Source organism: Chitinimonas sp. JJ19, assembly GCF_036961565.1.
GTDB lineage: Bacteria > Pseudomonadota > Gammaproteobacteria > Burkholderiales > Chitinimonadaceae > Chitinimonas.
Genome location: NZ_JBAMDD010000011.1, coordinates 1 through 25,363, shown reverse-complemented (window position 1 = coordinate 25,363; position 25,363 = coordinate 1). Strand labels below are relative to the sequence as shown.

The following is a 25,363-nucleotide window of genomic DNA, read 5'->3' as shown; positions in this document are numbered from 1 at the left end:
TGTTTAAGGGGAAGATCCGGTGAACCTTGGTCGAGCATGAGCCGGCTTTTCTTACACCCCATCCTTTGCGTGTGACCATTCTGCCATGGCTGGGTGAACACTTGCTGAATGTGGTTGTCATGCAAGGCCAGTGTCAAAACTACCCATGTTCAACATGATATGGCATTGCTCAGCACTTCGCCTGCGGCAAAGGCACGGACATTCTCCAGCGTGGTGTCGGCGATATTGGCCAGTGCCTCGCGGGTGAGAAATCCCTGGTGCGAACTGATCAGCACATTGGGGAAGGTGGTCAGCCTGGCCAGTTGATCATCGGCTAGGCCCGTGCCTGACCAATCCTGAAAGAATACGCCTTCTTCCAGTTCGTACACATCCAGCGCGACCCCGCCCAGTTGCCCCCGCTTGAGCGCGGCGATCAGGGCGGGCGTGTCGATCAGCCCGCCACGGCTGGTGTTGACCAAGATAACGCCGGGCTTGCAGCGCGCCAGCGACTCGGCATTGATCAGGTGGTGGCTATCGGGCGTCAGGGGTAGGTGCAGCGAGACAATGTCGGACTGGGCCAGCAACTGCGGGAACTCGCAGTAGCTTGCATCCAGTTGCTGGGCAAACGCGGGATCGGCCTGCGGGTCACATAGCAGCACCCGGCAACCGAAGCCGGTGGCGATACGCGCCGCTACCCGGCCTATGCGGCCGGTGCCGACGATGCCCAGGGTCTTGCCGTGCAGATCGAAACCCACCAGGCCATCGAGCGAGAAATCGGCTTCGCGCACCCGGTTGTAGGCTCGGTGGGTCTTGCGCACCAGGGTCAGCAGCAAGGCGAAGGCGTGTTCGGCCACCGCGTGGGGCGAGTAGGCTGGCACCCTCACTACGGTGATGCCCTGTGCCTGGGCGGCGGCCAAGTCTATGCCGTTATAGCCGGCCGCCCGTAATGCGACCAGGCGGGTGCCACCTTGGGCCAACTGCTGCAAGGTAGCCGCATCAAGGCGGCAGTTCACAAAAGGGCAGACGGCGGTGAAGCCGGCGGCCAGTGCCGCCGTGGCCGCATGCAGGCGGGGCTCGAAGAACACGATCTCATGCCCATGACGCACATTGGCCGCGCTCAGGGCCTGTTGGTCGTAGCTATGGGTGTCGAATACGGCCAGCTTCATTCTATGGCGTGCTTTCGCTTGAGCTGGTCTACCACCTCACGCGCCTGCAGGCGCTCGAATGCGGCTTGCAGGCGTTGTAGCAGGGCGGGGTCTGATTGCTTGTTGAGGGCAAAGTAAAAGCCCTCGGGCTGGCGCAACAGGGTCAGGCTGATCTCCAGCTGGTCTGGCCGTATGCCGGCGCGGCTGGCCACATACTGGATGAGGGTGGGGCTGGCGACGATAAAATCTAGCGAACCTAGTTGCAGCAGCCGAACCAGGTCGTTGCGCTTGTCCAGCGGGACCAGATTGACCCCTCGGACAAAACCCTGGGACAGCAACAGCTCCATGCCGGCGTCGCCGTTGATGACGCCGACCTTGTAGGCTTTTGCCTCCTGCAGGCTGCTGGCACGGGCAGGCCCGTCGCGCAGCCGCATCATGGCGGTGCTGCGGGCGGCAATCGGCCCTATCCAGTGAAAGTGCGGCTCACGCTCTGGCGTGCGGGCGATGGTGAAAATAAGGCTGCCAGGCTGCTGGCGCGCATTGCTGAGGGCGCGGGCCCAGGGCACCAGCTCCAGCCGGTATTCCTGCTGGGCCTCTTTCATCAGCAGGCTTAGCAATTCCACCGCATACCCGCTGGGCTGGCCTTGTTCGTTGAGGGTGTTGAACGGCGGGAAGTCCTCGGTATAGGCACGCACGGGTTCCGCGCAGGCCATCAGGCCGCACAACAGCAACAGCAGGTAAGGGGCGAGCTTGGTCATACATGCTGCGATGGATAGACTTTGCTCAGTATAGGGCAGTTCCAGCAAGCCCACTTTGGTCGAGTAGGGCGGGGGACGCTTCCCTGGCTACCTTTACCCCTTCGGCCCACGCTACTGCTTGCCCATGCTTGATGAGGCATAGGGAGCGGGTTTCAGTTTTTTCACGAATTAAGCTCATAAGCGACGCTTGGGAGCCGAGGTTTCCCGCAGCGCCCTTATAATCGGCGGATTTCGTATTCTTTGCCCCGGTGCACAAGGACAAACATGACGATGACCGAAGCGGCCGATCTGCAGCCGCTGCACACCTTGGGCTTGCTTGCACGGGCGGAGCGCCTGAGCCACTTGACCGAGGCGGCACAACTGGCGCCGCTGCTGGCGGGTGCCGTGGCGCCGCTGCGGGTACTGGGCGGTGGCAGCAATCTGGTACCTGGCACCAGGGTAGATGGCACGGTGATCAAGGTCGAGCTGCAGGGCCGGCAGTTGCTGGGTGAGGACGAGGCGGCCTGGTATGTGGCCGCTGCGGCGGGTGAGAACTGGCATGACTTTGTCCAGTGGACCCTGGCCCAGGGTTGGCCGGGGCTGGAGAATCTGTCTTTGATACCTGGTACGGTAGGGGCCGCACCCATACAGAATATCGGGGCCTATGGGGTGGAGTTGAAAGACCATTTCCATGCCCTGACTGCGTTGAGCCTGACAGATGGTTCGACTACAGTGTTTACCCCTGAGCAGTGTGCCTTTGCTTACCGTGACAGCGTGTTCAAGCAGGCCGAGGCCGGTCGCTGGCTGATTGCTGACGTGTTGTTCAAGCTGCCCAAGCAGTGGCAGCCACGGCTGGACTACGGGGATTTGCGCAGCAGGCTGGCCGGCGAGGCCATTACCCCGCAGGCAGTGGCTGCGGCCGTGATGGCGGCCCGCCAAAGCAAACTGCCGGACCCGGCGGTGATAGGCAATGCGGGCAGCTTCTTCCACAACCCCATCGTGCCCACAGCGCAGGCCGATGCCTTGCAGGCGGCCTACCCCGGCCTGCCGGTGTATCCCCATACCGAGGGCCGAGCCAAGCTGGCGGCGGGCTGGTTGATCGAGCAAGCCGGCTGGAAGGGCCGGCAACTGGGGCCGGTGGGCATGTACGAGAAACAGGCACTGGTGCTGGTCAACCATGGTGGTGCCACGGCAGACGATGTGCGGCGGTTGATGCAGCAGGTGCAGGCTGATGTGGCGGAACGCTTTGGCGTGCAGCTGCAGCCTGAGCCGGTGTGGTGGTAGCGGTGCAGCGTATCTGGGTGACGGCGACGACAGGTGCGGGCAAGACCACACTGGCACGCCAGCTATGCGCGCGTTGGGCGCTCCAGCATATCGAACTGGATGCGCTGCATTGGGAGGCGGACTGGCAGCCGGCCGCCCCGACGGTGTTCCGCGAGCGGGTCGCTGCAGCGGTGGCGGCGCCGGCCTGGGTGGTAGATGGCAATTACTCGGCTGTGCGTGATCTGTACGCGCCGCATCTGCAACTGGTGATCTGGCTAGACTACAGCTTTGCCCGCAATCTGTGGCAATTGCTGGGCCGCACTTGGCGCAGGCTGAGCAGCCGGGAACGTTTATTGGCTGGCAACCAGGAGTTGCTGGGCAAGACCTTGAGCCGGGATTCCATCCTGTTGTGGTTTCTGCAGACCTACTGGCGTCGCCGCCGCGAACTGCCGCCGGTGCTGGCCGGGCTGGCGGCGCAAGGTGTGCAGGTGCGGCGCTTTGCTACACCGCGTCAATTGCAGATTTGGCTAGAAGGGTTTTCCGTAGCTGTGGCGCAAACACCATGCAGCATAGGCATGCAGGAGCGGTAATTGCCGCTGACGTTAGTCGCGCGTAACATCGCGCGCTTTTCCACCCCCCGATCAGGGTTATTCACCCTGGTGTCTCGGAGGTAAGTACATGTTTTCCTTCATCCTCAGGAAACTGGCAACCGTCATACCGACCTTTATCGGTATTACCCTGGTTGCTTTTGCCTTGATACGCATGATTCCAGGCGACCCGATCGAGGTCATGGTGGGCGAGCGCAAGCTTGATCCGGTCATGCATGCGGCGGCCATGCAACGCCTGGGACTGGATCAGCCCCTGCACATCCAGTACTTCCGCTACGTCAAGGACCTTGCCCAGGGCGATCTGGGCATTTCGCTGGTGACCCGTGAGCCGGTCACCAAGGAATTCCTGACGCTCTTTCCCGCCACCGTCGAGCTGGCCATCTGCGCCCTGCTGTTTGCCGTGCTGGTGGGCTTGCCTGCCGGCATGATTGCGGGTCTCAAGCGAGGATCGGTGTTCGACCATGGGGTGATGGGGGTGTCCATGACAGGATTCTCCATGCCCATCTTCTGGTGGGGTTTGATCCTGATCATGTATTTCTCGGTGACCCTGGGCTGGACGCCTGTATCAGGCCGCATCGACATCGAGTTCGACATCGCCCAGCGCACTGGCTTCCTGCTGATAGACAGCTGGCTGTCGGGCGAGGAGGGGGCTTTCAAGTCAGCCGCCATGCATCTGATACTGCCCACCATCGTGCTAGGCACCATCCCGCTGGCGGTGATAGCCCGCATGACCCGCTCCTCCATGCTGGAAGTCCTGCGTGAGGACTATATCCGTACCGCCCGCGCCAAGGGCCTGGCACCCACCCGTGTGGTGGTGGTGCATGCGCTGCGCAATGCCCTGATACCGGTGATCACCGTGATTGGCCTGCAGGTGGGTTCCCTGCTGGGCGGTGCGGTACTGACCGAGACCATCTACTCCTGGCCCGGCATAGGCAAATGGCTGGTGGATTCCATCTCCCGCCGTGACTACCCGGTGGTACAGGCGGGCATCCTGGTTTCGGCCACCATCTTTATCGTGGTCAACCTGTTCGTGGACATCCTCTACGGCGTGGTTAACCCGCGTATCCGTTCGGCCAAGTAAGGGAACGAACATGACGACTCAAGTCCAAATCGCTGATGTAGTACCCAGCTACCCCTCCCCGCTGAAGGAGTTCTGGCAGAGCTTCTCGCACAACAAGGGCGCCGTGGTGGCCTTGTTCATCTTCCTCAGTGTGATCTTCTGCGGGGTGTTTGCCGGCTGGATTGCACCGCACGATCCGGTTGAGCAATATCGCGACCATATGCTGACGCCGCCGTCCTGGGCCGAAGGTGGGATGTCCACCTATCTGCTGGGTACGGATGAGCTGGGCCGCGACATTCTCTCCCGCCTGATCCACGGTGCCCGCATCTCGCTGTTCATTGCCTTCATGTCGGTGCTGATGTCATTGATACCCGGCATGGTGTTGGGCCTGCTGGCGGCCTTCTTCCCCAAGGGGGCAGGTACGGTCATCATGCGCGTGATGGATGTGATGCTGGCCTTGCCCGGCATCCTGCTGGCCATCTGCATCATCACCATCCTGGGGCCTGGCCTGATCAATACCATGATCGCCATCGCCATCGGCACTCTGCCCAGCTATACCCGCCTGACGCGGGCGGCTGCCATGGCCGAGATCAACAAGGAGTACGTGACAGCCAGCCGTGTGGCGGGTGCCGGCGCGCTGCGGCTGATGTTCCTGACCGTGCTGCCCAACTGCATGGCGCCAATCATCGTCAATGCCACCTTGGGCTTTTCGTCCGCCATCCTGGAAACCGCTGCACTGGGCTTTCTGGGCCTGGGCGTGCAGCCACCCACACCGGAGTGGGGCACCATGCTGTCGGCCGCGCGTGACTACATCGAGCGGGCACCCTGGGTGGTGACCATGCCCGGCGTGACCATACTGGTGACCGTGCTGTCTATCAACCTGATGGGTGACGGCCTGCGCGATGCGCTGGACCCCAAACTCAAGCGTGCAGCCTAAGGAGCGGTCATGAGCTTGCTAAAAATCCGCAACCTGCGCGTTGAGTTCGGCTCGCTGGCGCACCCGTTTCCGGCCGTGGACGGCCTGGACTTTGATATTGATCGCGGTGAGCTGGTTGGCATCGTCGGTGAGTCTGGCTCTGGCAAATCGGTCACCATGATGGCCCTGATGGGCCTGATCGATGCGCCCGGCCGGGTGACGGCAGACGAGCTGGTGTTTGATGGTCATGACCTGCTCAAGCTCAAGCCGGCCCAGCGCCGCAAGATCGTGGGCAAGGACATCTCCATGATCTTCCAGGATGCGCTGACCAGCCTCAATCCATCCTATACCGTGGGGTTCCAGATCAAGGAATCGCTCAAGGTACATATGGGTCTGCGTGGTGCTGCGCTGGAGAAGCGGGCACTGGAGTTGCTGGAGCTGGTGGAGATACCGGCTGCCAAGAGCCGGCTGAGTGCCTATCCGCACCAGCTTTCCGGTGGCATGAACCAGCGCGTGATGATCGCCGTGGCCATTGCCTGCAACCCCAAGCTGTTGATTGCCGATGAGCCGACCACCGCCCTGGATGTGACCATACAGGCGCAGATCATGGATCTGCTGGAGCGGCTGCAGAAGGAACACAATATGGGGCTGATCATGATTACCCATGATCTGGCCGTGATTGCCGAGATGGCCAAGCGCATCTGCGTGATGTATGCCGGCCAGGTGGTGGAGCAGGCGCCGGTGGCGGATTTGTTCCGCGCCCCCCGGCATCCCTATACCCAGGCCTTGCTGGAAGCCATTCCCGAACACTCCAAGGGCGCCCACCGCTTGTCGGCCCTGCCCGGCATCGTGCCTGGCCACTATGACCGGCCCAAGGGCTGCCTGCTGTCGCCGCGTTGCCGCTATGCACAGGATAAATGCAGCCAGGAGCGGCCCGCCTTGCTGGATGGCGTGCGCTGCTACTACCCGCTGAATGCCGAAGGGGAATCGACTCATGGCTAATCTGGACAATCTTCCGCCGACCCAGAGCGATCTGCTGGTGGCACAGGACCTGACCCGGCACTACCAGGTCAGCCGTGGTTTCATGAAGGGGCACGCCACGGTCAAGGCGCTCAATGGTGTGTCGTTTACCCTGCAGCCACGCAAGACGCTGGCTGTGGTGGGCGAGTCGGGCTGTGGCAAGTCCACACTGGCACGCCAGCTCACCATGATCGAGCCGGCTACCTCGGGTGTACTCAGCATCGAGGGAGTCAATGTGGCTCAGGCCAACCACGCTACGGTGAAGGCCATGCGTGCCAAGGTGCAGATGGTGTTCCAGAACCCCTATGCCTCGCTGAACCCCCGCAAGACCATCTCCGCCACGCTGGATGAGCCGCTGTATATCAACACCAGCCTGAGTTCGGCCGAGCGCAAGGAGAAGATCGACGCCATCGTGCAGAAGGTCGGCCTGCGTCCCGAGCATGTACGGCGCTATCCGCATATGTTCTCGGGTGGTCAGCGCCAGCGTATCGCCATTGCCCGCGCCATGATCCTGAATCCGCGCATCGTGGTGGCGGATGAGCCGGTATCGGCACTTGATGTCTCCATACAGGCGCAGATACTGAATCTGTTCATGGACCTGCAGGAGGAGTTCGGCGCCGGTTACGTGTTTATCTCGCACAACCTCAGCGTGGTGGAGCACGTGGCCGACGACCTGATGGTGATGTATCTGGGCGCCGCAGTGGAGTATGGCAGCAAGAACACCATCTACGCCCGGCCCTTGCATCCCTATACCCAGGCCCTGATGAGTGCGACGCCGGCCATACGCGAGGAAGACCGCCGCCTCAAGATCAAGATCACGGGTGAGTTGCCCAGCCCGCTGAATCCGCCGTCGGGCTGCGCTTTCCACAAGCGCTGCCCGCATGCGGTCGAGCGCTGCCAGCAGGAAGTGCCCTTGTTGCGGCCTATCGATGATCGCCTGGTGGCTTGCCACCGGATTGAAGAGATTGCTGCTTAAGCGCTTGTTAGGGACTTAAGACATGGCTGGGCAGGTGCCAGGGTAATCCTGGCGTTGGTTGCTGTGGTGTATGGACTTCGGTTTTGCAACGCTTCAAGTCCATTGCCGATGCCAAGCCAGGTAATCGCACTAAAAGCAAACGGCCACCTTTGGGTGGCCGTTTGCTTGGATAGGCGCGAGGGCCTGATTTGGTTGGCGGCTCAGCTACCGCGACAACTCACCCTTCTGGTTGATGATGGTCAGCTCGACAAAGCGCGATCCTGCGCGGTCGGTCGGGCCGTAGCCTATGCGGAAGCCACCGTAGTTGACCTCGCCCAGGTTAGACAGCGCCTGAAATACCCGGCTGCGGCTGGGGCTGGGGCCGGCTCGGCCTATGGCTTCGGCTACCAGCTTGGCCATGATGAAGCCTTCCAGCGAGGCATAGCTGATGGGGGTCTTGGCTGAGGCGTATTCGGCCATGGCGGTGCGGTACTCGCGTATCAGCTTGTTCTGGTTATCCCAGGGGTAGGGATAGACCTGGGCGATGGCTAGGCCGTGGGCCAGCTCGGCGCCGACCTCACGCACCAGTTCGTCGAAATCGACGGTGGAGGTGTGATAAAGGATGGCACCGCCACCCAGGCCGCGGAAGGCCTTGATAAAGGCACCGGTAGGCTTGGTGATGGAGATCATCAGGATGGCGGGTGGGTTAGCCTCTGCCAGTTTCTTGGCGGCGCTCTCCACGGCCAGGGTATTGGCCTTGTAGCTGCCGGTGGCTACGATGCCCAGTCCGGCCTTTTTGGCCTCGGCTTGGGCGACCTTGAGGCCATCGCGGCCAAAGGCGTCGTCCTGGTAAAGCACGCCAAAGCGGTCTATGCCCAGGCGCTTCATCTGGGTAACCAACTTGATGACTTCGTCCTGCTGACCTGCGCGGGTGTTGAAAATATAGGGCGATGCGGCATCGCGTACCGAGCTTGCGCCGCTGGTGAGGCCCACCAGCGGGATGCCGGCCTGCTCCAGCCAGCTGCGTCGCAGCAATTCATAAGTCCCGTCTGCGCCGAAGTAACCCATCAGCGCTACGGCCTTGTCCTGGTCTATCAGCTTGCGTGTATTGTCCAGCGTGCGCTTGGCTTCGAAGCCATCGTCATAGACGATATGCTTGACCTGCTCGCCGTTGATGCCGCCGGATTGCTTGTTCAGGGACTGAAAGTAGGCTTTGGCCCCCTCGGAAAGGTGGCGACCATATTCGCCCGCCACGCCGGTGAGTGGTGCGCTCTGGCCGACGACAATGGCGGCTTGTGCCGCGCTGCCCATCAGGCAAAGGGCCAGCAGGATCCCCTGTGTTACTGCGCGCATAAGGTTTTCTCCCTTTTATCTTGGTCAATGCCGGACTGAGTTTGCGCCAGATTGCCCAGTGCATTCAATATGGTCGTATCGTGATGCGCTAATGGTATTGCCGCTGTTGGAAAATTGCCGTACAGGATGGCGTAAGCACTTGTTGTATCAGGAAAGTGGTCTGCTTGGCGGTGTGGCGAGAAACACAGTAAAAAGCTATGCGCGCGACATGTTTTGGTGCTTTGGCGTGAGCTGGTTTCTTGCCGGATGTCATATGCTGTTTTGCCTGCTGGTGGCGCTGACAAAACAAGAGTGGGCAATGCCACAAATGGGCAGGTGAAATAGTTCGGCGCAGGCTCTAGAATGGTCGGCCCAGTGAACAGGAATGCCCTTACGATGAAACGCGCGGTCTACGCAGGCAGCTTCGACCCGGTGACCAATGGGCACTTGTGGATGATAGAGCAGGGCTACGAGCTGTTCGACGAGATGATCGTGGCCATCGGGGTGAACCCGGACAAGCGCAGCACCTTTACGGTGGAAGAGCGTGAAGCCATGCTGCGCGAATGCACCACCCACCTGCCCAAGCTCAGGGTGGTGAGCTTCGAGAACCAGTTCCTGGTGAACTACGCCCAATCGGTTGGCGCTAATTTCATCCTGCGCGGCATACGTACTGCCAGCGATTATGAGTTCGAGCGCACCATGCGCTATGTGAACAGTGATCTGGTGCCGGACATCGACACCGTGTTCCTGATGCCACCCCGCGAGATCGCCGAAGTCAGTTCCACCATGATCAAGGGCCTGGTGGGGCCGGTAGGCTGGGAGTCGGTGCTCAGGCAGTATGTGCCAGCGCCCGTGCATAGGCGTTTTATCGAGATGACGCTCAAGGGCTAGCGAGCTGCCTGAGTGCCAGCGCCCCTGGCAAGCGCGGCCTATGTTTCATCCCTACACTACCTAGGGCCGGCGGATGCTGATTCGCCGGCCTGTTACTTCTTCATTCGAGTCTAGCCATGTCTGCCCTGCAGGATTTCCAGAACCGGCTCGCCAAGAGCCACAAGCACTACGCCAAGTGGGCCAAGCGCCAGCATACCGAGGCCTACCGCATCTATGACCGGGATATTCCCCAGTACCCGGTCGCCGTCGATATCTATGGCAGTCGCGCCCATATTGCTGAGTACGATACCGGCTGGCAGCAGACTGATGAGGAGCACGCTGCCTGGGTGGCTGAGGTCAAGGCCTGCGTGGCCCAGGTGCTGGGCATGGAAACCAGAACTGTGGCCTTCAAGCTGCGCCGGCGGCAGAAGGGGGAATTCCAGTACAGCCGCACCGGCCACCACAGTGAGGATTTCGTGGTCAGCGAGCAGGGTCGGCGCTTCTGGGTGAACCTGGATGAGTACCTGGATACCGGGCTGTTTCTGGATCACCGGCCCACCCGCAAGCGGGTGGGGGAGGAGGCAGCGGGTAAGCGCTTTCTGAACCTGTTTGCCTATACCGGCAGCTTTACCGTCTATGCGGCCACGGGCGGCGCGACTGATTCGGTGACGGTGGATTTGTCCAATACCTACCTGGAGTGGGCTCGCCGCAACTTTGAACTGAACGGGCTGGATCCTGTCCGGCACAAGCTGGTGCGGGCGGATGTGTTCCGTTACCTGGAGGAGGCCATGGATGAGGGTCAACTGTTTGACCTGATTGTGATGGACCCGCCCAGTTTCTCCAATTCCGCCAAGATGCTGGATATCCTGGACGTGCAGCGCGACCATGTGAAGCTGGTGCAGCAATGCCGCAAGCTGCTGATGCCCGGTGGCGTGCTGTACTTCTCGAACAATCTGCGCGGGTTCGAGCTGGATGCTGGGCTACAGCCGCTATGCCGCGATATCTCGGCGCAGTCGGTGCCTGAGGATTTTCGCAACCGCAAGATCCACCAATGCTTCCGCTTCGAGGCATAGCGCCGGTGGCTTGAGAGACCTGCCGCCTGTCGCAAGCGATAGCCATCCGTCTGGCCAGGCCTAACACCCATCGCACCGGGGCGTAGCCCTGCTGGATGCGGCTATAATCGTGCGTCTATCCCGCCCCTCTCCCATGATGAGGGAGGCACCCATCCGGAATGCATACCATGCAGATCAATGTTGAACGTCATCGTGGCCGTCGTGCCAGCCTGAACGAGCGCCTGCCCGAGGGGCTGGTGATCCTGCCGACGGCGCGCGTACGCAATCGCAGCAACGATACCGATTACCACTTCCGCTACGACAGCAGCTTCTATTATCTGACCGGCTTTCATGAGCCGGAAGCCGTGCTGGTGATGCAGTTGGGCGAGCAAGTGAAATCCACCCTGTTCTGTCAGCCCAAGAACGAGCTGCGCGAAATCTGGGAGGGCTTTCTTTATGGCCCGGCAGCGGCCCGTGAGCAGTTTGGCTTTGATGAGGCCTATGCCATCGACCAGCTGGACGCCAAGCTGATCGAGTTGATCGCCGGCCAGCCACGGCTGTACTTCCCCATCGGCTTTGACGAGCAGTGGGATCGCCGCATCATGGGGCTGGTGCAGCAGGTGCAGGCGCGGGCCCGCAACGGCAAGCCGGCACCGATCGAGTTTGTCGATGTGCGTGCGGCCGTGGCCGAGATGCGGCTGTTCAAGGACGATAGCGAAGTGGCCATCATGCGCGAGGCCGGCCGCATTTCGTCCGAGGCACATATACGGGCCATGCAGACTACCCGCGCCGGCCAGTTCGAATACGAAGTGGAAGCCGAGCTGCTGTACCACTTCTACAAGAATGGCTCGCGCTATCCGGCCTATGGCAGCATCGTCGCCAGCGGCGCCAATGCCACCTGCCTGCACTACCACGAAAACAACCGCCGCATGCATGACGGCGACCTGCTGCTGATAGACGCTGGTTGCGAGCTGCATGGCTATGCTGCCGACATCACCCGCACCTTCCCGGTCAGCGGCAGGTTCAGTGGGCCGCAAAAGGACATCTACCAGCTGGTACTGGCCGCCATGGAAGCCAGCTTCGAGCAAGTACGCCCTGGTGCCAGCCGCATTGCTTACCATGATGCCTCGGTCCGCACCCTGACGCAGGGCCTGCTGGATCTGGGCATCTTCAAGGGGACGGTGGATGGCCTGATAGAGAGCGAAGCCTACAAGCAGTTCTATATGCACGGCACCGGCCATTGGCTGGGGCTGGATGTGCATGATGTCGGCGAGTACAAGATAGACGGGCACTGGCGTGCGCTGGAGGCCGGTATGGCACTGACGGTAGAGCCTGGCCTGTACTTCCGCCCCTTGCTGCCGGATTCGCCCTCCCACTATGTCGAGGTACCGGAGGCGTTCCTGCATATCGGTGTGCGTATTGAGGATGATCTGGTGGTGACCCGCGATGGCCACGAGAACCTGACGGCGCTGACGCCCAAGACTGTGGCGGACATCGAAGCCACCATGGCGCGTCAAGCTGGGTAAGCCTACCGTGAGCCGGGTCGAGATCATGGACAAGCAGTTGTTGTCGGACAACTGGTATCTGCTGCATCGCTACCGCTACAGGCTGATGCGCCGTGATGGCGAGATGCAGGAGCAGAGTCGCGAGGTCTATGACCGTGGCAATGGCGCGGTCATCCTGCTCTATAACCGTGCCCAGGGCACGGTGGTGCTGACGCGGCAGTTCCGCTTGCCGACCTGGGTCAATGGCAACGCTGACGGCATGCTGGTGGAGGCTTGTGCCGGTTTGCTGGATGCCGATAGCCCGGCCGATTGCATACGCCGCGAGGTGGCCGAGGAAACGGGCTACCGGGTGGGGCAGGTGCAGAAGGTGTTCGAGGCCTATATGTCGCCTGGCTCGGTGACCGAGATACTGCACTTCTTTGTGGCCGAGTATCACCCGGCCGACAAGCAGGCTGAAGGTGGTGGGCTGGAGCAGGAAGGCGAGGATATCGAAGTGCTGGAGTGGTCGTTTGCAGAGGCTGTCGCCGCCGTGGCCAGTGGGGCCATACGTGATGGCAAAACCATCATGCTGCTGCAGTATGCCCAGTTGCATGATTTATTGGGGGTGGGGCGCTGATGCGCGATTTCCCTGATCATCTGGATCTGATCATCGTCGGCGGCGGGCCGGTGGGAGGCGCCTTGGCGCTGTTGCTGGCTCACCGTGGCTGGCAGGTCGGTGTGCTGGAGGCTCGCCAGCAGCCTGCGCAGGACAGCCGCGCCCTGGCGGTGGCCCATGCCAGCCGGCAGACGCTGGCGGGCCTGGGTGTCTGGCCACAGGCGGCCGCAACGCCGATACATACCGTACATGTCTCGCAGCAGCAGGCTTTCGGTCGGGTCAAGCTCAGTGATGCTGACCTGGGCTTGCCGGCGCTGGGCTATGTGCTGCCCTATGCCGACCTGGCCACGGCCATACACGCCAGGCTGGCCGAACAGGCTGGCGGCGTGCATTACCTGACGGGCGCGCAAGTGAGTGGCCTGAAGTCGCTGGATGGCTATGCCGTGGTCACCGTCAACCAGGGCGGGCAGGAGCGTCTGCTGACGACCCGCCTGGCCGTACTGGCCGAAGGTGGGAAGTTGTTGGCTGGCAGCGGCATAGGCCAGTCCGAACATGATTACCAACAGCAGGCTGTGGTGGCTGAAGTCTGGACCGATACACCGCACCATGGCCAGGCGTTCGAGCGTTTTGCGCTGGACGGCCCGATTGCCATGCTGCCCAAGCAGGATCATTACGCCCTGGTCTGGACGCGGCCCGCCAACGATCCCTTGGCGGTGCTGGGATTGCCTGATGCTGCGTTTCTGGCAGCCCTGCAGGACCGCATGGGTGACCGGGCGGGCCTGTTGACGCGAGTGGGAACGCGGGCGGCGTTTCCGCTGCGGCTGAAGTGGGCGGATGCGCACCATGGCCGCCGTATCGCTGTGGTTGGCAATGCGGCCCAGACCCTGCACCCGGTAGCGGGGCAGGGCTTTAACCTGGGCTTGCGTGACGCGATTGCCCTGGCCAGGGTGATCGCGGCGACACCGCAGCCCGCGCTGGGGGATGCGGACATGCTGGCCCGCTACGCTGCTTTGCGGCAGCGCGACAGCCTGGCGACCGTGGGCTTTACCGACGGACTGATACGGCTGTTTGGCCTGGAATCGGTGCCGGTGCGACATCTACGGGCCGCAGGCTTGCTGGCGCTGGACAATCTCCAGCCGCTGCGGCGTGGCTTTGCGCAACGCATGGTGTTTGGTACGGCATGAATCAGCGCGAATTCGATATTGTGATCGTGGGGGGCGGCCTGGTCGGTGCCAGTTTGGCCCTGGCCCTGGCAGGCAAGTGGCGGGTGGCCTTGCTGGAGCGAGCGTTGCCGCTGCTGCCGGCGGCGCTGCCGCAGGATTGGGACAATCGCATCTTTGCCATCAGCCCCGGCAGCCAGGCCTTTCTGGCGAGCCTTGGCGCCTGGCCGCCCTTGCGCGCTGGCTGCATACGCGAGATGGATGTACGGGGCGATGCCGGGGGGCGCATCCATTTCGATGCGCTGGAGCTGGCCAGCGAACAACTGGCTGCAACGGTAGAGAATCGGGGCCTGCAAGCACGGCTATGGCAGGCCTTGCAAGGCCAAGTGGAACTATTGGCGCCGGCCAGCCTCCATGCTGTGCAGTTTGATGCGGAACACGTCAGCCTGACCTTGGCGGATGGTGCCTGTATTCAGGCTCGCCTGGCTGTGGCGGCTGACGGTGCCAACTCCTGGTTGCGTGAGCAGGCCGGTATTGCCTTTGCCCGCCAGCCCTATGAGCAACAGGGGGTGGTGGCCAATTTCAGCTGCCAGCGACCACATGGTGATATTGCCCGGCAATGGTTCGGTCATGATGGGATACTGGCTTGGCTGCCCTTGCCGGGCAACCGTATCTCCATGGTCTGGTCTACCGGCAATCAGCATGCGACCGAGTTGCTGGGTCTGGCGCCTGAGCTGCTGGCGGCCCGGGTGGCGGCGGCTGGTGGGCATGGACTGGGTGCGTTTGCGCCCTTGTGCCCTGCGGCGGGGTTTCCCCTCAGCCTGGGCCGCGCCGAGCGCAGCATAGGTCGGCGTCTGGCCTTGGTGGGGGATGCGGCCCATACGGTGCACCCCCTGGCGGGGCAGGGCGTCAATCTGGGGTTTGGCGATGCCAGGGTGCTGGCGGAGCTGCTCAACGCCAAGCCGGGGCGTGACCCGGGCGATGCCATGCTGCTGCAGCGTTATGCGCGCAGCCGTGCCGAAGAAGTACTACTGATGCAGACCGTTTGTGACGGCCTGCAAAAGCTGTTTGCCAGCCCAGACCCGGTTCTGGGCCGTGTGCGCAATATGGGCCTGCAACTGACCGATGCATTGGGGCCGCTCAAGCGGACCCTGATGCGGCAGGCTTTTCGTTAATCTTTTTACACCCAACGCAGGACATCACATGATTGCTTTCAACAAACGGTTATTCGCAGCGCTGGTGGGTTTGTCGCTGGCAGCGTGTGCCAATGCAGCTGGCGATGCGCCTGCTAACCTCAAGGCCGACATCCAGAAGAAATTCCCCAATCGGCCGATAGAGAGCGTGCGCACCACGCCACTCAAGGGTATTTATGAAGTGGTGATGGAAGGCCGCCAGATCATCTACACCGACAACCGTGGCGACTTCATCCTGGTCGGCGACCTGGTGGACGTGAAGAACAAGGTCAGCCTGACCGAAACCCGCATGAAGGAGCTGACGCGGGTGGATTTTTCCAGCCTGCCGCTGGATAAGGCGATCAAGCTGGTACGCGGTACGGGTGCACGCAAGGTTGCGGTGTTCTCTGACCCCGATTGCCCTTTCTGCAAGAAGATAGAGCGTGAAACCATTGCCAAGCTGGACAATGTGACGGTCTATACCTTCCTCTACCCCCTGGCCCAGTTGCATCCCGACGCGGCGCGCAAGTCGGCACTGATCTGGTGTGCGGCAGACCGGCAGAAGGCTTGGCAAGGCTGGATGTTTGAAGGCAAGCTGCCAGAGGGTAGCGATAGCTGTCCTAACCCGGTGGCAGATACGGTGGCTCTGGCGGACAAGCTGGGCATCAACGGTACGCCTGCCATGGTGTTCGAGAGTGGCGAGCTGGTATCGGGCGCCATTCCGGTCGAAGAGTTTGAAGCCAAGCTGTCGGCCAAGAAGACCAAGTAAGCCGTAACGCCGTGCCCATGCAGCGACGACTCTTTTATGCCTTGGCGGGTTCTGCGCTGGTGCATGCAAGCTTGTTGTCGCTGTTGGGGGCGGAAGCAGTAACAGGGCAGGGGCGCCATACCCTGGCCCTGGATGTAACACTGCAACCCAAGCTGGCCAGGGTGACGCCCCAGCCGGCCCCGCCAGCGCCCTTGCCGACACCGCCCGGCACGGCTGAACCACAGCCTGTGTCACCTGTACTGCCACCCACGGCAGATGCCGCAGCTACGCCTGCTGCCGAACCGGTCGAGGTGGCCTTGGCCTCATCCTTGCCCAGTGCTATTGCGGTGTTTGGCGGAACGAGCGACACCACCTGGTACACCAGCGAGGAGGTGGATGTCGCGGCGGAATCGTTGGTGGAGGTGCGAGTCGATACGCCCTTGGATATGGGGCATGCCAAGCTGGACGGCCGGGTGAAGGTGGCGGTCTATGTCGACGAGTTTGGCGTGACCGACCGTGTCGAGGTGGTGGAATCCACGGCGGACGAGATACTCAACAACCTGGCCATCGGTGCCTTTCGTCGGGCGGTATGGCAGCCTGCCATGCTGGAAGGGCGGCGGGTGCGCAATCTGAAGCAGATTGAAGTCTGTTTTGGCCGCTGCGATGCCGCGCCCTTGCGCTATAAAGAAATGATTGAGGTTATAGAGCCACCCAAGCCGTGATTCGTCATTTCCTACTTGTCAGCCTGTTTCTCCTGTCAGGCGCCTGCGCGGCGGAGAAATTGCGCATAGGCTTTGGGACCCATAAGCCACCGTATATCTTTGAGCAGGAAAAGCGCGGGCTGGAATACGATATCGTGGTGCAGGCCGCCATGGCGGCAGGTTTCGAGGTGGAGCCCTTTTTTGCGCCCATGGAACGGCTGCATCGCATGCAGGAGATGAGCCAGATCGATGCCATTGCCACTACCAATACCCGTAGTGGCGTACCGGCCCACTACTCCAAACCGTATATCGAATACCACAACGTGGCGGTGGCGCTGGCCTCGCGCAAGCTCAATCTGCGCAGCATTGCGGATCTGGGGGGCTATTCTGTCAGCGCCTTCCAGCGTGCCCGCACCCTGCTGGGTACAGAGTTCCAGGCCATGGCATCCAACAACCCCCAGTATCGGGAAGAAGCCCAGCAAATCTCCCGCAATCGCCTGCTGTATTCAGGCCGTATTGATGTGGTGGTGGGGGATAGACGCATTATTCAGTACTTCAATCGCGAAGTATCGGACGTGGTGGATACCCGCCAGCCCGTCAGCTGGTTTGCCTTGTTTCCCCCCACGCCCTACCAGGTGGCCTTCAGGCTGCCAGAGCAACGCGATCGGTTTGATGCGGGCTTGGAAGCGCTGCGCAAGAGTGGGGAATACCTCGCCATCGAGAAGAAATACGACAGCTATTGATGGGGCTGCCCTGCGCAAGCGGGGCGATTACGCCGCCATCGAGCAGCGCTACGCCAGCTTCTAGGGGGCTGGATTTGGGTAGCGTCGGTGGATGGCCTCTATGCCGTCCAGCACGGCCTGCGGCAATACCAGTTCTGTACTGTCCAGGTTTTCTGCCAACTGCCCCAACTGGGTCGCACCTATGATGGTGCTGCTGACATACCAGCGGTGCTGCGCCCAAGCCAGGGCCATCTGGGCGGGCTTGAGGCCATGCTCCCGGGCCAGGGCGACATAGGCGGCGACGGCAGGCGGGAGCTGTTCCTTGCCATAACGCTGACCAAATGCGGGAAAGCGGGTGATACGGCCCGCAGCCTGCGGGTCATCCAGGTATTTGCCGCTCAGGTGGCCGAAGGCCAACGCACTATAGGCCAGTAACCCCACATGCTCGCGATGGCAGACCTCGGCCAGACCCTGCTCGAAGCTGCGGTTCACCAGACTGAAGGCATTCTGTACGCTGGCGACGCGGGGTAGGCCATGCTGCTCTGCCAGCTTGATGAACTGGCAGACCCCCCAGGGGGTTTCGTTGGAGAGGCCCACGTAACGTACCTTGCCCTGCTCGACCAGCCGTCCCAGCGCTGCCAGTTGCTCGTGCAGGCTGGGGTGGTGGCGCTCATCGGCCGGTTCGTACTGGCTGGCCCCAAACAGTGGGACGCTACGGGCAGGCCAGTGCAACTGGTAAAGATCGATGTAGTCGGTACGCAGGCGCGCCAGGCTGGCCTCTACGGCCTGCTGAATCTGCGGGCCATCGCAACGCAAGGGTGAGCGCAGCCATTGCAGCCCTCGGCCAGGGCCGGCCACCTTGGTGGCAATGATCAGCTTGTCGCGCGCTTGCCGTGCCAGCCAGGTGCCGAGGTAGCGTTCGCTCAACCCCTGGGTTTCTGCCCGGGCGGGGACGGGGTACATCTCGGCCACATCAATGAAATTGATGCCGCGCTCATAGGCCAGGTCCAGCTGGGCGTGCGCCTCGGCCTCGGTGTTTTGTTCGCCGAAGGTCATGGTACCCAGGCAGAGGGCGCTGACCTGGAGTTGGCTGCTGCCCAGCGGCTGGTAGCGCATGGCTGTGTTCCGTGTTGGATGGGGAGCACAGAATAGCGCAAGGGCAGCGGTTTGTGGGGTGGTGTACGCGGGGGGCTTACCAATAAAAAAAGGCCGCTTGCGCGGCCCCAAGAAGCGTTGGTGTCCTACCAGATGCGTATGCGCTCGCTGGTGGGTTTGAACATGCCGTCGCCCTGCTTGATGTTGAAGGCCTCCATAAAGGCATCGCTGTTGACGGCGGCACCAATGGGACGCAGCGTGGCGGGCGAATGCGGGCCTGTCGTCAGTTGCTGCAGGAGTCGGGCTTCGCGGGTCTTGTTACGCCAGACCTGGGCAAAACCGATAAAGAAGCGCTGATCGCCGGTATAGCCATCCAGGGTAGGCGCCGGCTTGCCGTCCAGGCTGAGCAGATAGGCCTTGTGGGCAATCTGCAGGCCTGAGAGATCGGCGATGTTCTCGCCCAGCGTCAGTTTGCCGTTGACGTAGCGGCCGGCTATGGGCTGGTACTGGCTGTATTGCGCCACCATGCGATCTGCCAGCTTGCCAAAGGCGGCCTTGTCGCTGGCTTGCCACCAGTTCTGCAGGTTGCCTTGGCCGTTGAACATGCTGCCTTCGTCGTCAAAACCGTGGCTGATCTCATGGCCGATGACTGCGCCTATGCCGCCGTAGTTGACGGCATCGTCAGCCTCGGCGTCGAAGAACGGGGGCTGCAGTATGGCCGCCGGAAACACGATCTCATTGAGGGAGGCGTTGTAATAGGCGTTCACCGTCTGGGGTGTCATGCCCCATTCCTCACGGTCTATGGGTTGGCCCAGGTGGGCGAGTTCGCGGGCGTAGTCAAACTGGTGGCCGCGCAGCACATTGCCTAGCAGGTCATCGTGTTTGATGGTCAGTCCGCTGTAGTCGCGCCAGTGCTTGGGGTAGCCGATCTTGACCGTGTAGTTGGCCAGTTTGGCCTGGGCTGCCTGCTTGGTGGCTGGGCTCATCCATTCCAGCTTGTCTATGCTCTGGCCATAGGCCTTGAGCAGGTTGTCCACCAGTGTTTGCATCTTCTGTTTGGCCTGGGGCGGGAAGTACTGCGCCACATAGAGCTGGCCCACGGCTTCCCCCAGGTTCCTTTCCACTATTTCCACACCGCGTTTCCAGCGTGGCCGTGGCTGTTTGGCGCCGGCTAGGGTCTGGTCGTGGTAGTTGAAACTGGCGTCGGCAAACGGGCTGGACAGATAGGGGGCGTAGCCATCCAGTACCCGTATGCGCAGGTAGTCCCGCCATAGCGGCAGCGGCTCGCTGTGCAGCAGCTTGGCCAGGGTGCTGATGTAGCCCGGCTGGCTGATATTGGCCTCGGTGGCCTGGCCGGCGTCCGCAGCAGCCAGGAAGGCGTCCCAATCCAGCTGCGGCGCCAAGGCCTTCAGCCCGGCGCGGTCAAGCTTGTTGTAAATTTTCTCGGGGTCGCGATTATCAACCTTGCTCCACTGGGCTTGTGCCAGCCTGCCCTCGAGGGCGATCACGGCGTCGGCCTTGGTGCCGGCGTCCTGGGCCGTTTCGCCATCCAGCATGAGCAGGGTCTGCAGATAGCGCTTGTAGGCGGCGCGCGCTGCGGCCATACGTGCGTCCGGCTCGCTGTAGTAGTCGCGATCGGGCAAGCCCAGGCCGCCTTGGCGGATATCCAGCAGGTAGCGGGTGGCGTCCTTGCTGTCCTGATCGACGCTGATCCGCAGCGGCAGGCGCACGCCCCGGCTTTGCCATTGCCCCAGTGCGGTCAACAGGCCAGCCTGGTTTTTGATGGCGGCTATCTGCTCCAGCAGTGGCTTGAGCGGCTTGATGCCCAGTTGTTCTACCTGGGCTTGATCCATGAAGCTGCCGTACAGCGCGGCGATCTGGCGTGCGTTGGCGTCATCCTGTTTGGCGGCGGCTTCGATGATGCCGCGTACCTGCTGTTCGGACTGATCACGCAACTGCTGGAAGGCGCCCCAGCTGGTACGGTCGGCCGGGATCTCGGTCTTTTTCTCCCAGCCGCCATTGACCGCTGCATAGAGATTGTCCTGTATGCGTATGCTGGTATCGAAGTTGCTCAGGTCTATGCCGGATTTGGGCGCGCCGAGGGCGCTGAGTGGCAGTGCCAGCGCGAGCGCGCAGGTGAGGCGGGTCAGTTGCATGTGTTGTCCCCTGTGGTGAGCTTTTGTTGTTGAGAAACAGAAGCCAGATCGTTGGCTGCCCTGCGCCGGCGCAGCGGGAGGGCTGGGTAGGGATACAGTCAGGGAGAACCTGTTGGCCCAGGCTGCACTGACGTCCTGTGCCTGAATATCCCTGATGCCAACCCCGTCCCTACCCATCGATCAGTGACTTGAGTTCTTCGCGGGCTCTTATGCCAGAGAGGCAAGGGCGGGGGCCAGCGCGATGCGACGAGCTGTTGATGAAGGGGATGAATGGAAATGAAAAACGGCCGCTTGAGGCGGCCGTTAGTAGCGGTGATCGAGCGGGCTTACTTATAGCGCGCCACGCCGTCTACCAGTTCCTTCTGGGCGGCTTCGATGCCGTCCCAGCCGGTCACCTTGACCCACTTGCCCTTTTCGAGGTCCTTGTAGTGCTCGAAGAAGTGGCGGATCTGTTCCAGCAGCAGCGGGGGCAGGTCGCTGGTGGACTTGATCTCCTTGTACATGGGGCAGAGCTTGTCCACCGGTACGGCGATCAGCTTGGCATCGATACCGGCCTCGTCTTCCATCTTCAGCACGCCCAGCGGACGGCAGCGCACCACCACGCCCAGGCTGAGGGGGAAGGGGGTGACGACCAGCACATCGACCGGGTCGCCATCCTCGCTGAGGGTCTGTGGCACGTAGCCATAGTTGCATGGGTAGAACATGGCGGTGCCCATGAAACGGTCCACGAACATGGCGCCGGTTTCCTTGTCCAGTTCGTACTTGATGGGTGCGGCGTTGGCGGGGATTTCGATGACGACGTTGAAGTCGTTCGGTACGTCCTTGCCAGCAGATACGCGGTCGAGATTCATGGTTTGTCCTTGGTTCAATGCAGGAGAGATTTAATCAGCGGGAGGATTATACCCGCCCGGAATCGGCTCTGTTGACCACAACATGAGCGGAAGATCGCTGCACTATGGCAGGGGACGGCGTGGTGATAGGCTTGGTACCCAGGCCATGCCCGTGGCGATAGGCAAAGGAGCAAGTGATGGAACAGGTATTCAAGGTAGAAGGCATGAGCTGCGGTGGTTGCGTGGCCTCGGTGGAGCGCGCCGTCAAGGCGGTGGCCGGCGTGAGTGCCGTACAGGTGCGTCTGGCGGAAGCGGAAGCTACCGTCGTATTCGAGCCACAGCAGGCCACTGTGGCTGCAATACGCGCGGCCATTGAGGCTGCGGGCTTTGATGTGCCGGCTTGATGCGTCTGTAGCGAGGATGGGGCTGCAGGCAGATTCAGGGGGCTTAGCGGTACGCCTAGGCTATATGCTGGGTGGCGATACCGTCACTAGCCTTGCCTGGGCAGCGGCTACACTGTAACTGCCCGCTACAACGACACGAGATGGGATGGCTCCATGGAGCGCTGGACCGCAATGAAGGCGCATTACCTCAGCCCGCTGTTCCAGCCGAACAATATCGTGGTGATCGGTGCATCCGAAACCACGGATTCGGTTGGTGCCCGCGTGTTCCGCAACCTGCTCGATGCGCCCTTCAAGGGCGCACTGTTTGGTGTGAACCTGCGGCATGGTGCGGTCTTTGGCGAGCGGGTGTACGACCGCATCGCGGCAGTGCCGGTCGATGAGATAGACCTGGCTGTCATCACCACGTCGGCCCGTACCCTGCCGGGATTGATGCGGGAGTGTGGCGAGCGTGGTGTGAAGATGGCGCTGGTGCTGTCGCGCGATTTTGTGGCGGTGGATTCCAGCAATCGCGCCCTGCTGGAAGAGGCTGTGGCCATGGCGCGGCAATACGGTGTGCGTCTCCTGGGCCCCAACCTGCTGGGCATGATGCGGCCATCGCAAGGGCTGATTGCTGCCAATTACCAGGGGCATGTGAAGCCAGGCAATCTGGCCCTGGTTTCGCAGTCCAGCTCGGTGGCCAGTGCCATTCTGGATTGGGCAGAAGCCCATGAGGTGGGCTTTTCGGCCGTGGTCTCCATGGGGGCGGCGGCGGATGTGAACTTTGGCGAAATACTGGATTTTCTGTCGCAGGACTCCCAGACGCGTGGCATTTTGCTGTACCTGGAAGATGTAGGCGAGGCCCGTGGCTTTATGAGCGCGCTGCGTGCCGCGGCTCGGCAGAAGCCGGTGGTCTGCCTAAAGGTGGGACGTGACCCCAACCCGACAGACCATGCCGCCCGTACGCATTCTTACCGGCTGATAGGGCGGGACGATGCGTTTGATGCCGCATTGCGCCGGGTGGGCGTGTTGCGGGTGCCCACCATGGTGCACATGAGCATCGCCATCCGCATGCTGGCGGCCAACTACCGCACGCGCGGCCGCAGGCTGGCGGTGATCTCCAATGGCTATGGCGCCGGCCGTATGGCGGTGGATAGGGCGCGCGAGCTGGGGGTGGAGATGCCCAGGCTGGATGCGGCCACGGTGGCCTACCTGGATCAATCGCTGCCGCCCATAGGCAATCACGATAACCCGGTGGATATCCTGGGGGATGCGCCGCCAGAGCGCTTTCTGGTGGCTGCCGAGGCCTGCCTGGCTGACCCGAATGTGGATGGCGTACTGGTGGTGCTGACCCCGCAGGCGGGGACCGATCATCTTGCCACGGCGGAGCGGATGATTGCGCTGCGGCGCAAGACCGACAAGCTATTGATGCTGGTCTGGCTTGGGGACAAGAAGATCGCCTTGTCCCGCAAATTGCTGGATCGGGCCCATATGGCGTATTTCTTTTCGCCCGAGCATGCGGTGGAGGCGTTTGCCAGCCTGGCGGCCTGGAATTACATACAGGAGCTGAGCCTGCAGACGCCCGGTCCGCTCAGCAGCCGTAGCGAGCCCCATGTGGCCCAGGCCAGACAGGTGATAGCGGGTGCCCTGGCGGCAGGCCGCAGCCTGTTGACCACGGCGGAGTCGCTGGCGGTGCTCGATGCATTCCATATTCCCCATCCCCCCACCCTGCCAGCGGCGACGCGGGAGGAGGCGGTGGCTGCTGCTGCCCGCATAGGCTTGCCGGTGGCCTTGAAGATAGATGCCGACAACCTGATACATAAAAGCGATATCGATGGTGTGCTGCTCAATCTTAATTCGCTGGAGCAGGTGGCCGATAATGCCGAGGCCATGCTGGCTTATGCCCGCCAGCGTTTGCCTGCGGACAGCGTGCATGGGCTGGTGGTGCAGAAGATGCATGGCAAGCGCCATGGCCGGGAGTTGATGTTGGGGGTGGCGCGTGATGCGGTGTTCGGGCCTATCATTGCCTTTGGCTCTGGCGGCCTGACTGTGGATGTATTTGAGGATGTGGCGGTGACCTTGCCACCGCTCAATGACATGATTGCCGGCAACCTGATCAAGCGCACCAAGGTGGCCAGGGCGCTGGGGCCGTTCCGCAATCATCCGGCGGCCGATATCGAATCGGTCAGACAGATACTCCTGCGCTTGTCCGAAATGGTATGTGAGCTGCCGGAGATGGTGGAGCTGGATCTGAACCCGGTCGTAGTGGATGAGCACGGGGCGGTTGCGGTGGATGCCAGCATCGTCGTGGCGGCATTGCCACCAGGCTTTCGTCGCTATAGCCATATGGCGGTGCACCCCTACCCGGCACATCTGATCACCCATGGCCAGTTGAAGGACGGCATGGCCTGTGTGCTCCGCCCGGTGAGGCCGGAAGATGCGGATGAGCTGCAGTATTTTGTACGGGTGGAGTTATCGGATGAGAGCCGTTTCAACCGTTTCATGAGCACGCTGAAGCAATTGTCGCCCGGCATGCTGGTGCGTTTTACCCAGCTCGACTACGCCCGCGAGATGGCAGTGGCGGCGACTGTGACGGAGGATGGCCGTGAGCGCATCGCCGGCGTGGCCCGCTATACCGCCAACCCCGATGCCGCCAGCTGCGAGTTTGCGGTGTCCATTGCGGATCGTTGGCAGGGCAAGGGTTTGGGCGTGCAATTGATGGAGGCGCTATTCAAGGCGGCCCGTGATACCGGTTTGTCTTCGATAGAGGGCGATATCCTGGGGTCCAACACCGCCATGCTGGGTTTGATGAAGAAACTGGGTTTTGATATACGCCCCCACCCCGATGATGCAACCCTCAAGTGGGTGGTGAAGGCGCTTTAACCGTGATGCAATAGACGAAGGAGTAGGTATGAATCCCACTGCGGTGGCCTTGCTGGGCTACGCCGGCTGGTGTGTGCTGATGGTGCTGTTATTGATCAATCACCGGGCCTTGTTCCTGCTGCGGGGGGAGCGGGCGGTGAACGGCTTCACCGCCGACAACAAGGGCCTGGGAGATCTGGCCGAGCGTATCGTGCGGGTACATGGCAACTGCATCGAGAACCTGCCCTTGGTGGCCACCGTGCTGCTGTATGCCATTGCCACCGGCCAGACTGCTGTTACCGATGCGGCGGCACCTGTGCTGCTGGGGCTGCGGGTGAGCCAGTCGCTGGTGCACCTGAGCGGTACGCGAGCTTGGCAGGTGTGGCTTAGGCTGGTTTGTTTCCTGGGGCAGCTGGCCATACTGGCGATGTGGCTGCTGCAGTTGCTGATGAAACTCTGAGCTCCTGCCATGCACCATCTTATTGGGTGGGCTTCAGCTT

General features: G+C 61.8%; 25 protein-coding genes. 19 read left to right on the top strand and 6 right to left on the bottom strand.

Features of this window, described 5'->3' with window-relative positions; genetic code table 11:
- Positions 1–149 precede the first annotated feature (149 nt).
- Both V7714_RS14040 and V7714_RS14035 read right to left on the bottom strand, forming a co-directional pair.
- Positions 150–1,145 carry a 2-hydroxyacid dehydrogenase gene (locus V7714_RS14040; RefSeq protein ID WP_335710303.1) on the bottom strand — a complete coding sequence of 332 codons (996 nt, stop codon included), beginning with the start codon at positions 1,143–1,145 and terminating at the stop codon, positions 150–152.
- Complete coding sequence (locus tag V7714_RS14035; protein ID WP_335710302.1) at positions 1,142–1,882, bottom strand: substrate-binding periplasmic protein; 741 nt, start codon at positions 1,880–1,882, stop codon at positions 1,142–1,144. Before V7714_RS14035 ends, V7714_RS14040 begins: the two co-directional genes overlap by 4 nt.
- 264 nt (positions 1,883–2,146) lie before the next feature.
- Here V7714_RS14035 and murB point away from each other — a divergent pair, with 264 nt between their 5' ends.
- The 6 genes from murB to V7714_RS14005 all read left to right on the top strand — a co-directional run bounded on the left by murB (position 2,147) and on the right by V7714_RS14005 (position 7,704).
- Positions 2,147–3,145: a UDP-N-acetylmuramate dehydrogenase gene (gene murB / locus V7714_RS14030; protein ID WP_335710301.1), complete on the top strand. Its 999-nt coding sequence runs from the start codon at positions 2,147–2,149 to the stop codon at positions 3,143–3,145.
- A 2-nt stretch (positions 3,146–3,147) separates the two neighbouring features.
- The gene (locus tag V7714_RS14025; protein WP_335710300.1) at positions 3,148–3,714 is read left to right on the top strand and encodes a hypothetical protein; all 567 of its coding nucleotides are present in this window, start codon (positions 3,148–3,150) and stop codon (positions 3,712–3,714) included.
- An 88-nt stretch (positions 3,715–3,802) separates the two neighbouring features.
- Positions 3,803–4,813, top strand: a complete 1,011-nt coding sequence (locus V7714_RS14020) for an ABC transporter permease subunit (protein WP_290332269.1) — start codon at positions 3,803–3,805, stop codon at positions 4,811–4,813.
- A 10-nt stretch (positions 4,814–4,823) separates the two neighbouring features.
- Positions 4,824–5,729, top strand: a complete 906-nt coding sequence (locus V7714_RS14015; protein ID WP_335710299.1) for an ABC transporter permease subunit — start codon at positions 4,824–4,826, stop codon at positions 5,727–5,729.
- A gap of 9 nt (positions 5,730–5,738) precedes the next feature.
- On the top strand, positions 5,739–6,710 hold the full coding sequence (locus V7714_RS14010; protein ID WP_335710298.1) for an ABC transporter ATP-binding protein: 972 nt from the start codon (positions 5,739–5,741) through the stop codon (positions 6,708–6,710).
- Complete coding sequence (locus V7714_RS14005) at positions 6,703–7,704, top strand: peptide ABC transporter ATP-binding protein (RefSeq protein WP_335710297.1); 1,002 nt, start codon at positions 6,703–6,705, stop codon at positions 7,702–7,704. Before V7714_RS14010 ends, V7714_RS14005 begins: the two co-directional genes overlap by 8 nt.
- 204 nt (positions 7,705–7,908) lie before the next feature.
- Here the strand turns inward: V7714_RS14005 and V7714_RS14000 are convergent, their stop codons facing one another.
- On the bottom strand, positions 7,909–9,036 hold the full coding sequence (locus V7714_RS14000; RefSeq protein ID WP_335710296.1) for an ABC transporter substrate-binding protein: 1,128 nt from the start codon (positions 9,034–9,036) through the stop codon (positions 7,909–7,911).
- A 91-nt stretch (positions 9,037–9,127) separates the two neighbouring features.
- Between V7714_RS14000 and V7714_RS13995 the strand changes: the two genes are divergently transcribed.
- From V7714_RS13995 to V7714_RS13950, 10 genes are all read left to right on the top strand, one after another.
- Positions 9,128–9,355 (top strand): hypothetical protein, encoded by a 228-nt coding sequence (locus V7714_RS13995; protein ID WP_335710295.1) that lies wholly within the window; start codon positions 9,128–9,130, stop codon positions 9,353–9,355.
- A 56-nt stretch (positions 9,356–9,411) separates the two neighbouring features.
- On the top strand, positions 9,412–9,906 hold the full coding sequence (gene coaD / locus V7714_RS13990; RefSeq protein WP_284197271.1) for a pantetheine-phosphate adenylyltransferase: 495 nt from the start codon (positions 9,412–9,414) through the stop codon (positions 9,904–9,906).
- Positions 9,907–10,022: 116 nt separating this feature from the next.
- Positions 10,023–10,958, top strand: coding sequence for a class I SAM-dependent methyltransferase (locus V7714_RS13985; protein WP_335710294.1), 936 nt, complete (start codon positions 10,023–10,025; stop codon positions 10,956–10,958).
- A gap of 167 nt (positions 10,959–11,125) precedes the next feature.
- Complete coding sequence (locus V7714_RS13980; RefSeq protein ID WP_335710293.1) at positions 11,126–12,463, top strand: aminopeptidase P N-terminal domain-containing protein; 1,338 nt, start codon at positions 11,126–11,128, stop codon at positions 12,461–12,463.
- Positions 12,464–12,470: 7 nt separating this feature from the next.
- On the top strand, positions 12,471–13,058 hold the full coding sequence (gene nudK, locus V7714_RS13975) for a GDP-mannose pyrophosphatase NudK (RefSeq protein ID WP_335710292.1): 588 nt from the start codon (positions 12,471–12,473) through the stop codon (positions 13,056–13,058).
- The gene (locus V7714_RS13970; protein ID WP_335710291.1) at positions 13,058–14,221 is read left to right on the top strand and encodes an FAD-dependent monooxygenase; all 1,164 of its coding nucleotides are present in this window, start codon (positions 13,058–13,060) and stop codon (positions 14,219–14,221) included. The genes nudK and V7714_RS13970 overlap by 1 nt, the downstream gene beginning before the upstream one ends.
- On the top strand, positions 14,218–15,372 hold the full coding sequence (locus tag V7714_RS13965) for a UbiH/UbiF family hydroxylase (RefSeq protein WP_335710290.1): 1,155 nt from the start codon (positions 14,218–14,220) through the stop codon (positions 15,370–15,372). The genes V7714_RS13970 and V7714_RS13965 overlap by 4 nt, the downstream gene beginning before the upstream one ends.
- 28 nt (positions 15,373–15,400) lie before the next feature.
- Positions 15,401–16,138 (top strand): DsbC family protein, encoded by a 738-nt coding sequence (locus V7714_RS13960; RefSeq protein ID WP_335710289.1) that lies wholly within the window; start codon positions 15,401–15,403, stop codon positions 16,136–16,138.
- 17 nt (positions 16,139–16,155) lie between these two features.
- Positions 16,156–16,839 carry a TonB family protein gene (locus V7714_RS13955; RefSeq protein ID WP_335710288.1) on the top strand — a complete coding sequence of 228 codons (684 nt, stop codon included), beginning with the start codon at positions 16,156–16,158 and terminating at the stop codon, positions 16,837–16,839.
- Entirely contained in the window at positions 16,836–17,561 is a 726-nt protein-coding gene (locus V7714_RS13950) for a substrate-binding periplasmic protein (RefSeq protein WP_335710287.1), read from the top strand. The genes V7714_RS13955 and V7714_RS13950 overlap by 4 nt, the downstream gene beginning before the upstream one ends.
- Before the next feature lie 60 nt (positions 17,562–17,621).
- On the opposite strand, the gene V7714_RS13945 is transcribed toward V7714_RS13950, so the two are convergent.
- From V7714_RS13945 to ppa, 3 genes are all read right to left on the bottom strand, one after another.
- The gene (locus V7714_RS13945; protein ID WP_335710286.1) at positions 17,622–18,656 is read right to left on the bottom strand and encodes an NADP(H)-dependent aldo-keto reductase; all 1,035 of its coding nucleotides are present in this window, start codon (positions 18,654–18,656) and stop codon (positions 17,622–17,624) included.
- A gap of 125 nt (positions 18,657–18,781) precedes the next feature.
- Positions 18,782–20,791, bottom strand: a complete 2,010-nt coding sequence (locus V7714_RS13940; RefSeq protein ID WP_335710285.1) for a M13 family metallopeptidase — start codon at positions 20,789–20,791, stop codon at positions 18,782–18,784.
- A gap of 326 nt (positions 20,792–21,117) precedes the next feature.
- Complete coding sequence (gene ppa, locus V7714_RS13935; RefSeq protein ID WP_284197282.1) at positions 21,118–21,642, bottom strand: inorganic diphosphatase; 525 nt, start codon at positions 21,640–21,642, stop codon at positions 21,118–21,120.
- Positions 21,643–21,818: 176 nt separating this feature from the next.
- On the opposite strand from ppa, the gene V7714_RS13930 reads away from it, so the two are divergent.
- The 3 genes from V7714_RS13930 to V7714_RS13920 all read left to right on the top strand — a co-directional run bounded on the left by V7714_RS13930 (position 21,819) and on the right by V7714_RS13920 (position 25,323).
- A complete protein-coding gene (locus V7714_RS13930) occupies positions 21,819–22,025 on the top strand; it encodes a heavy-metal-associated domain-containing protein (protein ID WP_290332252.1) in 207 nt (68 codons plus the stop codon).
- 153 nt (positions 22,026–22,178) lie between these two features.
- Positions 22,179–24,884, top strand: coding sequence for a bifunctional acetate--CoA ligase family protein/GNAT family N-acetyltransferase (locus tag V7714_RS13925; RefSeq protein WP_335710284.1), 2,706 nt, complete (start codon positions 22,179–22,181; stop codon positions 24,882–24,884).
- Positions 24,885–24,912: 28 nt separating this feature from the next.
- Entirely contained in the window at positions 24,913–25,323 is a 411-nt protein-coding gene (locus V7714_RS13920) for an MAPEG family protein (protein WP_335710283.1), read from the top strand.
- Positions 25,324–25,363 lie beyond the last annotated feature (40 nt).

What these genes read in the sequence shown, in the direction of transcription:
- V7714_RS14040 (WP_335710303.1), bottom strand. Translation starts at nt 1,145, where the DNA reads ATGAAGCTGGCCGTATTCGACACCCATAGCTACGACCAACAGGCCCTG.
- V7714_RS14035 (WP_335710302.1), bottom strand. Translation starts at nt 1,882, where the DNA reads ATGACCAAGCTCGCCCCTTACCTGCTGTTGCTGTTGTGCGGCCTGATG.
- murB (WP_335710301.1), top strand. Translation starts at nt 2,147, where the DNA reads ATGACGATGACCGAAGCGGCCGATCTGCAGCCGCTGCACACCTTGGGC.
- V7714_RS14020 (WP_290332269.1), top strand. Translation starts at nt 3,803, where the DNA reads ATGTTTTCCTTCATCCTCAGGAAACTGGCAACCGTCATACCGACCTTT.
- V7714_RS14015 (WP_335710299.1), top strand. Translation starts at nt 4,824, where the DNA reads ATGACGACTCAAGTCCAAATCGCTGATGTAGTACCCAGCTACCCCTCC.
- V7714_RS14010 (WP_335710298.1), top strand. Translation starts at nt 5,739, where the DNA reads ATGAGCTTGCTAAAAATCCGCAACCTGCGCGTTGAGTTCGGCTCGCTG.
- V7714_RS14005 (WP_335710297.1), top strand. Translation starts at nt 6,703, where the DNA reads ATGGCTAATCTGGACAATCTTCCGCCGACCCAGAGCGATCTGCTGGTG.
- V7714_RS14000 (WP_335710296.1), bottom strand. Translation starts at nt 9,036, where the DNA reads ATGCGCGCAGTAACACAGGGGATCCTGCTGGCCCTTTGCCTGATGGGC.
- V7714_RS13995 (WP_335710295.1), top strand. Translation starts at nt 9,128, where the DNA reads ATGGTATTGCCGCTGTTGGAAAATTGCCGTACAGGATGGCGTAAGCAC.
- coaD (WP_284197271.1), top strand. Translation starts at nt 9,412, where the DNA reads ATGAAACGCGCGGTCTACGCAGGCAGCTTCGACCCGGTGACCAATGGG.
- V7714_RS13985 (WP_335710294.1), top strand. Translation starts at nt 10,023, where the DNA reads ATGTCTGCCCTGCAGGATTTCCAGAACCGGCTCGCCAAGAGCCACAAG.
- V7714_RS13980 (WP_335710293.1), top strand. Translation starts at nt 11,126, where the DNA reads ATGCAGATCAATGTTGAACGTCATCGTGGCCGTCGTGCCAGCCTGAAC.
- V7714_RS13970 (WP_335710291.1), top strand. Translation starts at nt 13,058, where the DNA reads ATGCGCGATTTCCCTGATCATCTGGATCTGATCATCGTCGGCGGCGGG.
- V7714_RS13965 (WP_335710290.1), top strand. Translation starts at nt 14,218, where the DNA reads ATGAATCAGCGCGAATTCGATATTGTGATCGTGGGGGGCGGCCTGGTC.
- V7714_RS13960 (WP_335710289.1), top strand. Translation starts at nt 15,401, where the DNA reads ATGATTGCTTTCAACAAACGGTTATTCGCAGCGCTGGTGGGTTTGTCG.
- V7714_RS13955 (WP_335710288.1), top strand. Translation starts at nt 16,156, where the DNA reads ATGCAGCGACGACTCTTTTATGCCTTGGCGGGTTCTGCGCTGGTGCAT.
- V7714_RS13945 (WP_335710286.1), bottom strand. Translation starts at nt 18,656, where the DNA reads ATGCGCTACCAGCCGCTGGGCAGCAGCCAACTCCAGGTCAGCGCCCTC.
- V7714_RS13940 (WP_335710285.1), bottom strand. Translation starts at nt 20,791, where the DNA reads ATGCAACTGACCCGCCTCACCTGCGCGCTCGCGCTGGCACTGCCACTC.
- ppa (WP_284197282.1), bottom strand. Translation starts at nt 21,642, where the DNA reads ATGAATCTCGACCGCGTATCTGCTGGCAAGGACGTACCGAACGACTTC.
- V7714_RS13930 (WP_290332252.1), top strand. Translation starts at nt 21,819, where the DNA reads ATGGAACAGGTATTCAAGGTAGAAGGCATGAGCTGCGGTGGTTGCGTG.
- V7714_RS13925 (WP_335710284.1), top strand. Translation starts at nt 22,179, where the DNA reads ATGGAGCGCTGGACCGCAATGAAGGCGCATTACCTCAGCCCGCTGTTC.
- V7714_RS13920 (WP_335710283.1), top strand. Translation starts at nt 24,913, where the DNA reads ATGAATCCCACTGCGGTGGCCTTGCTGGGCTACGCCGGCTGGTGTGTG.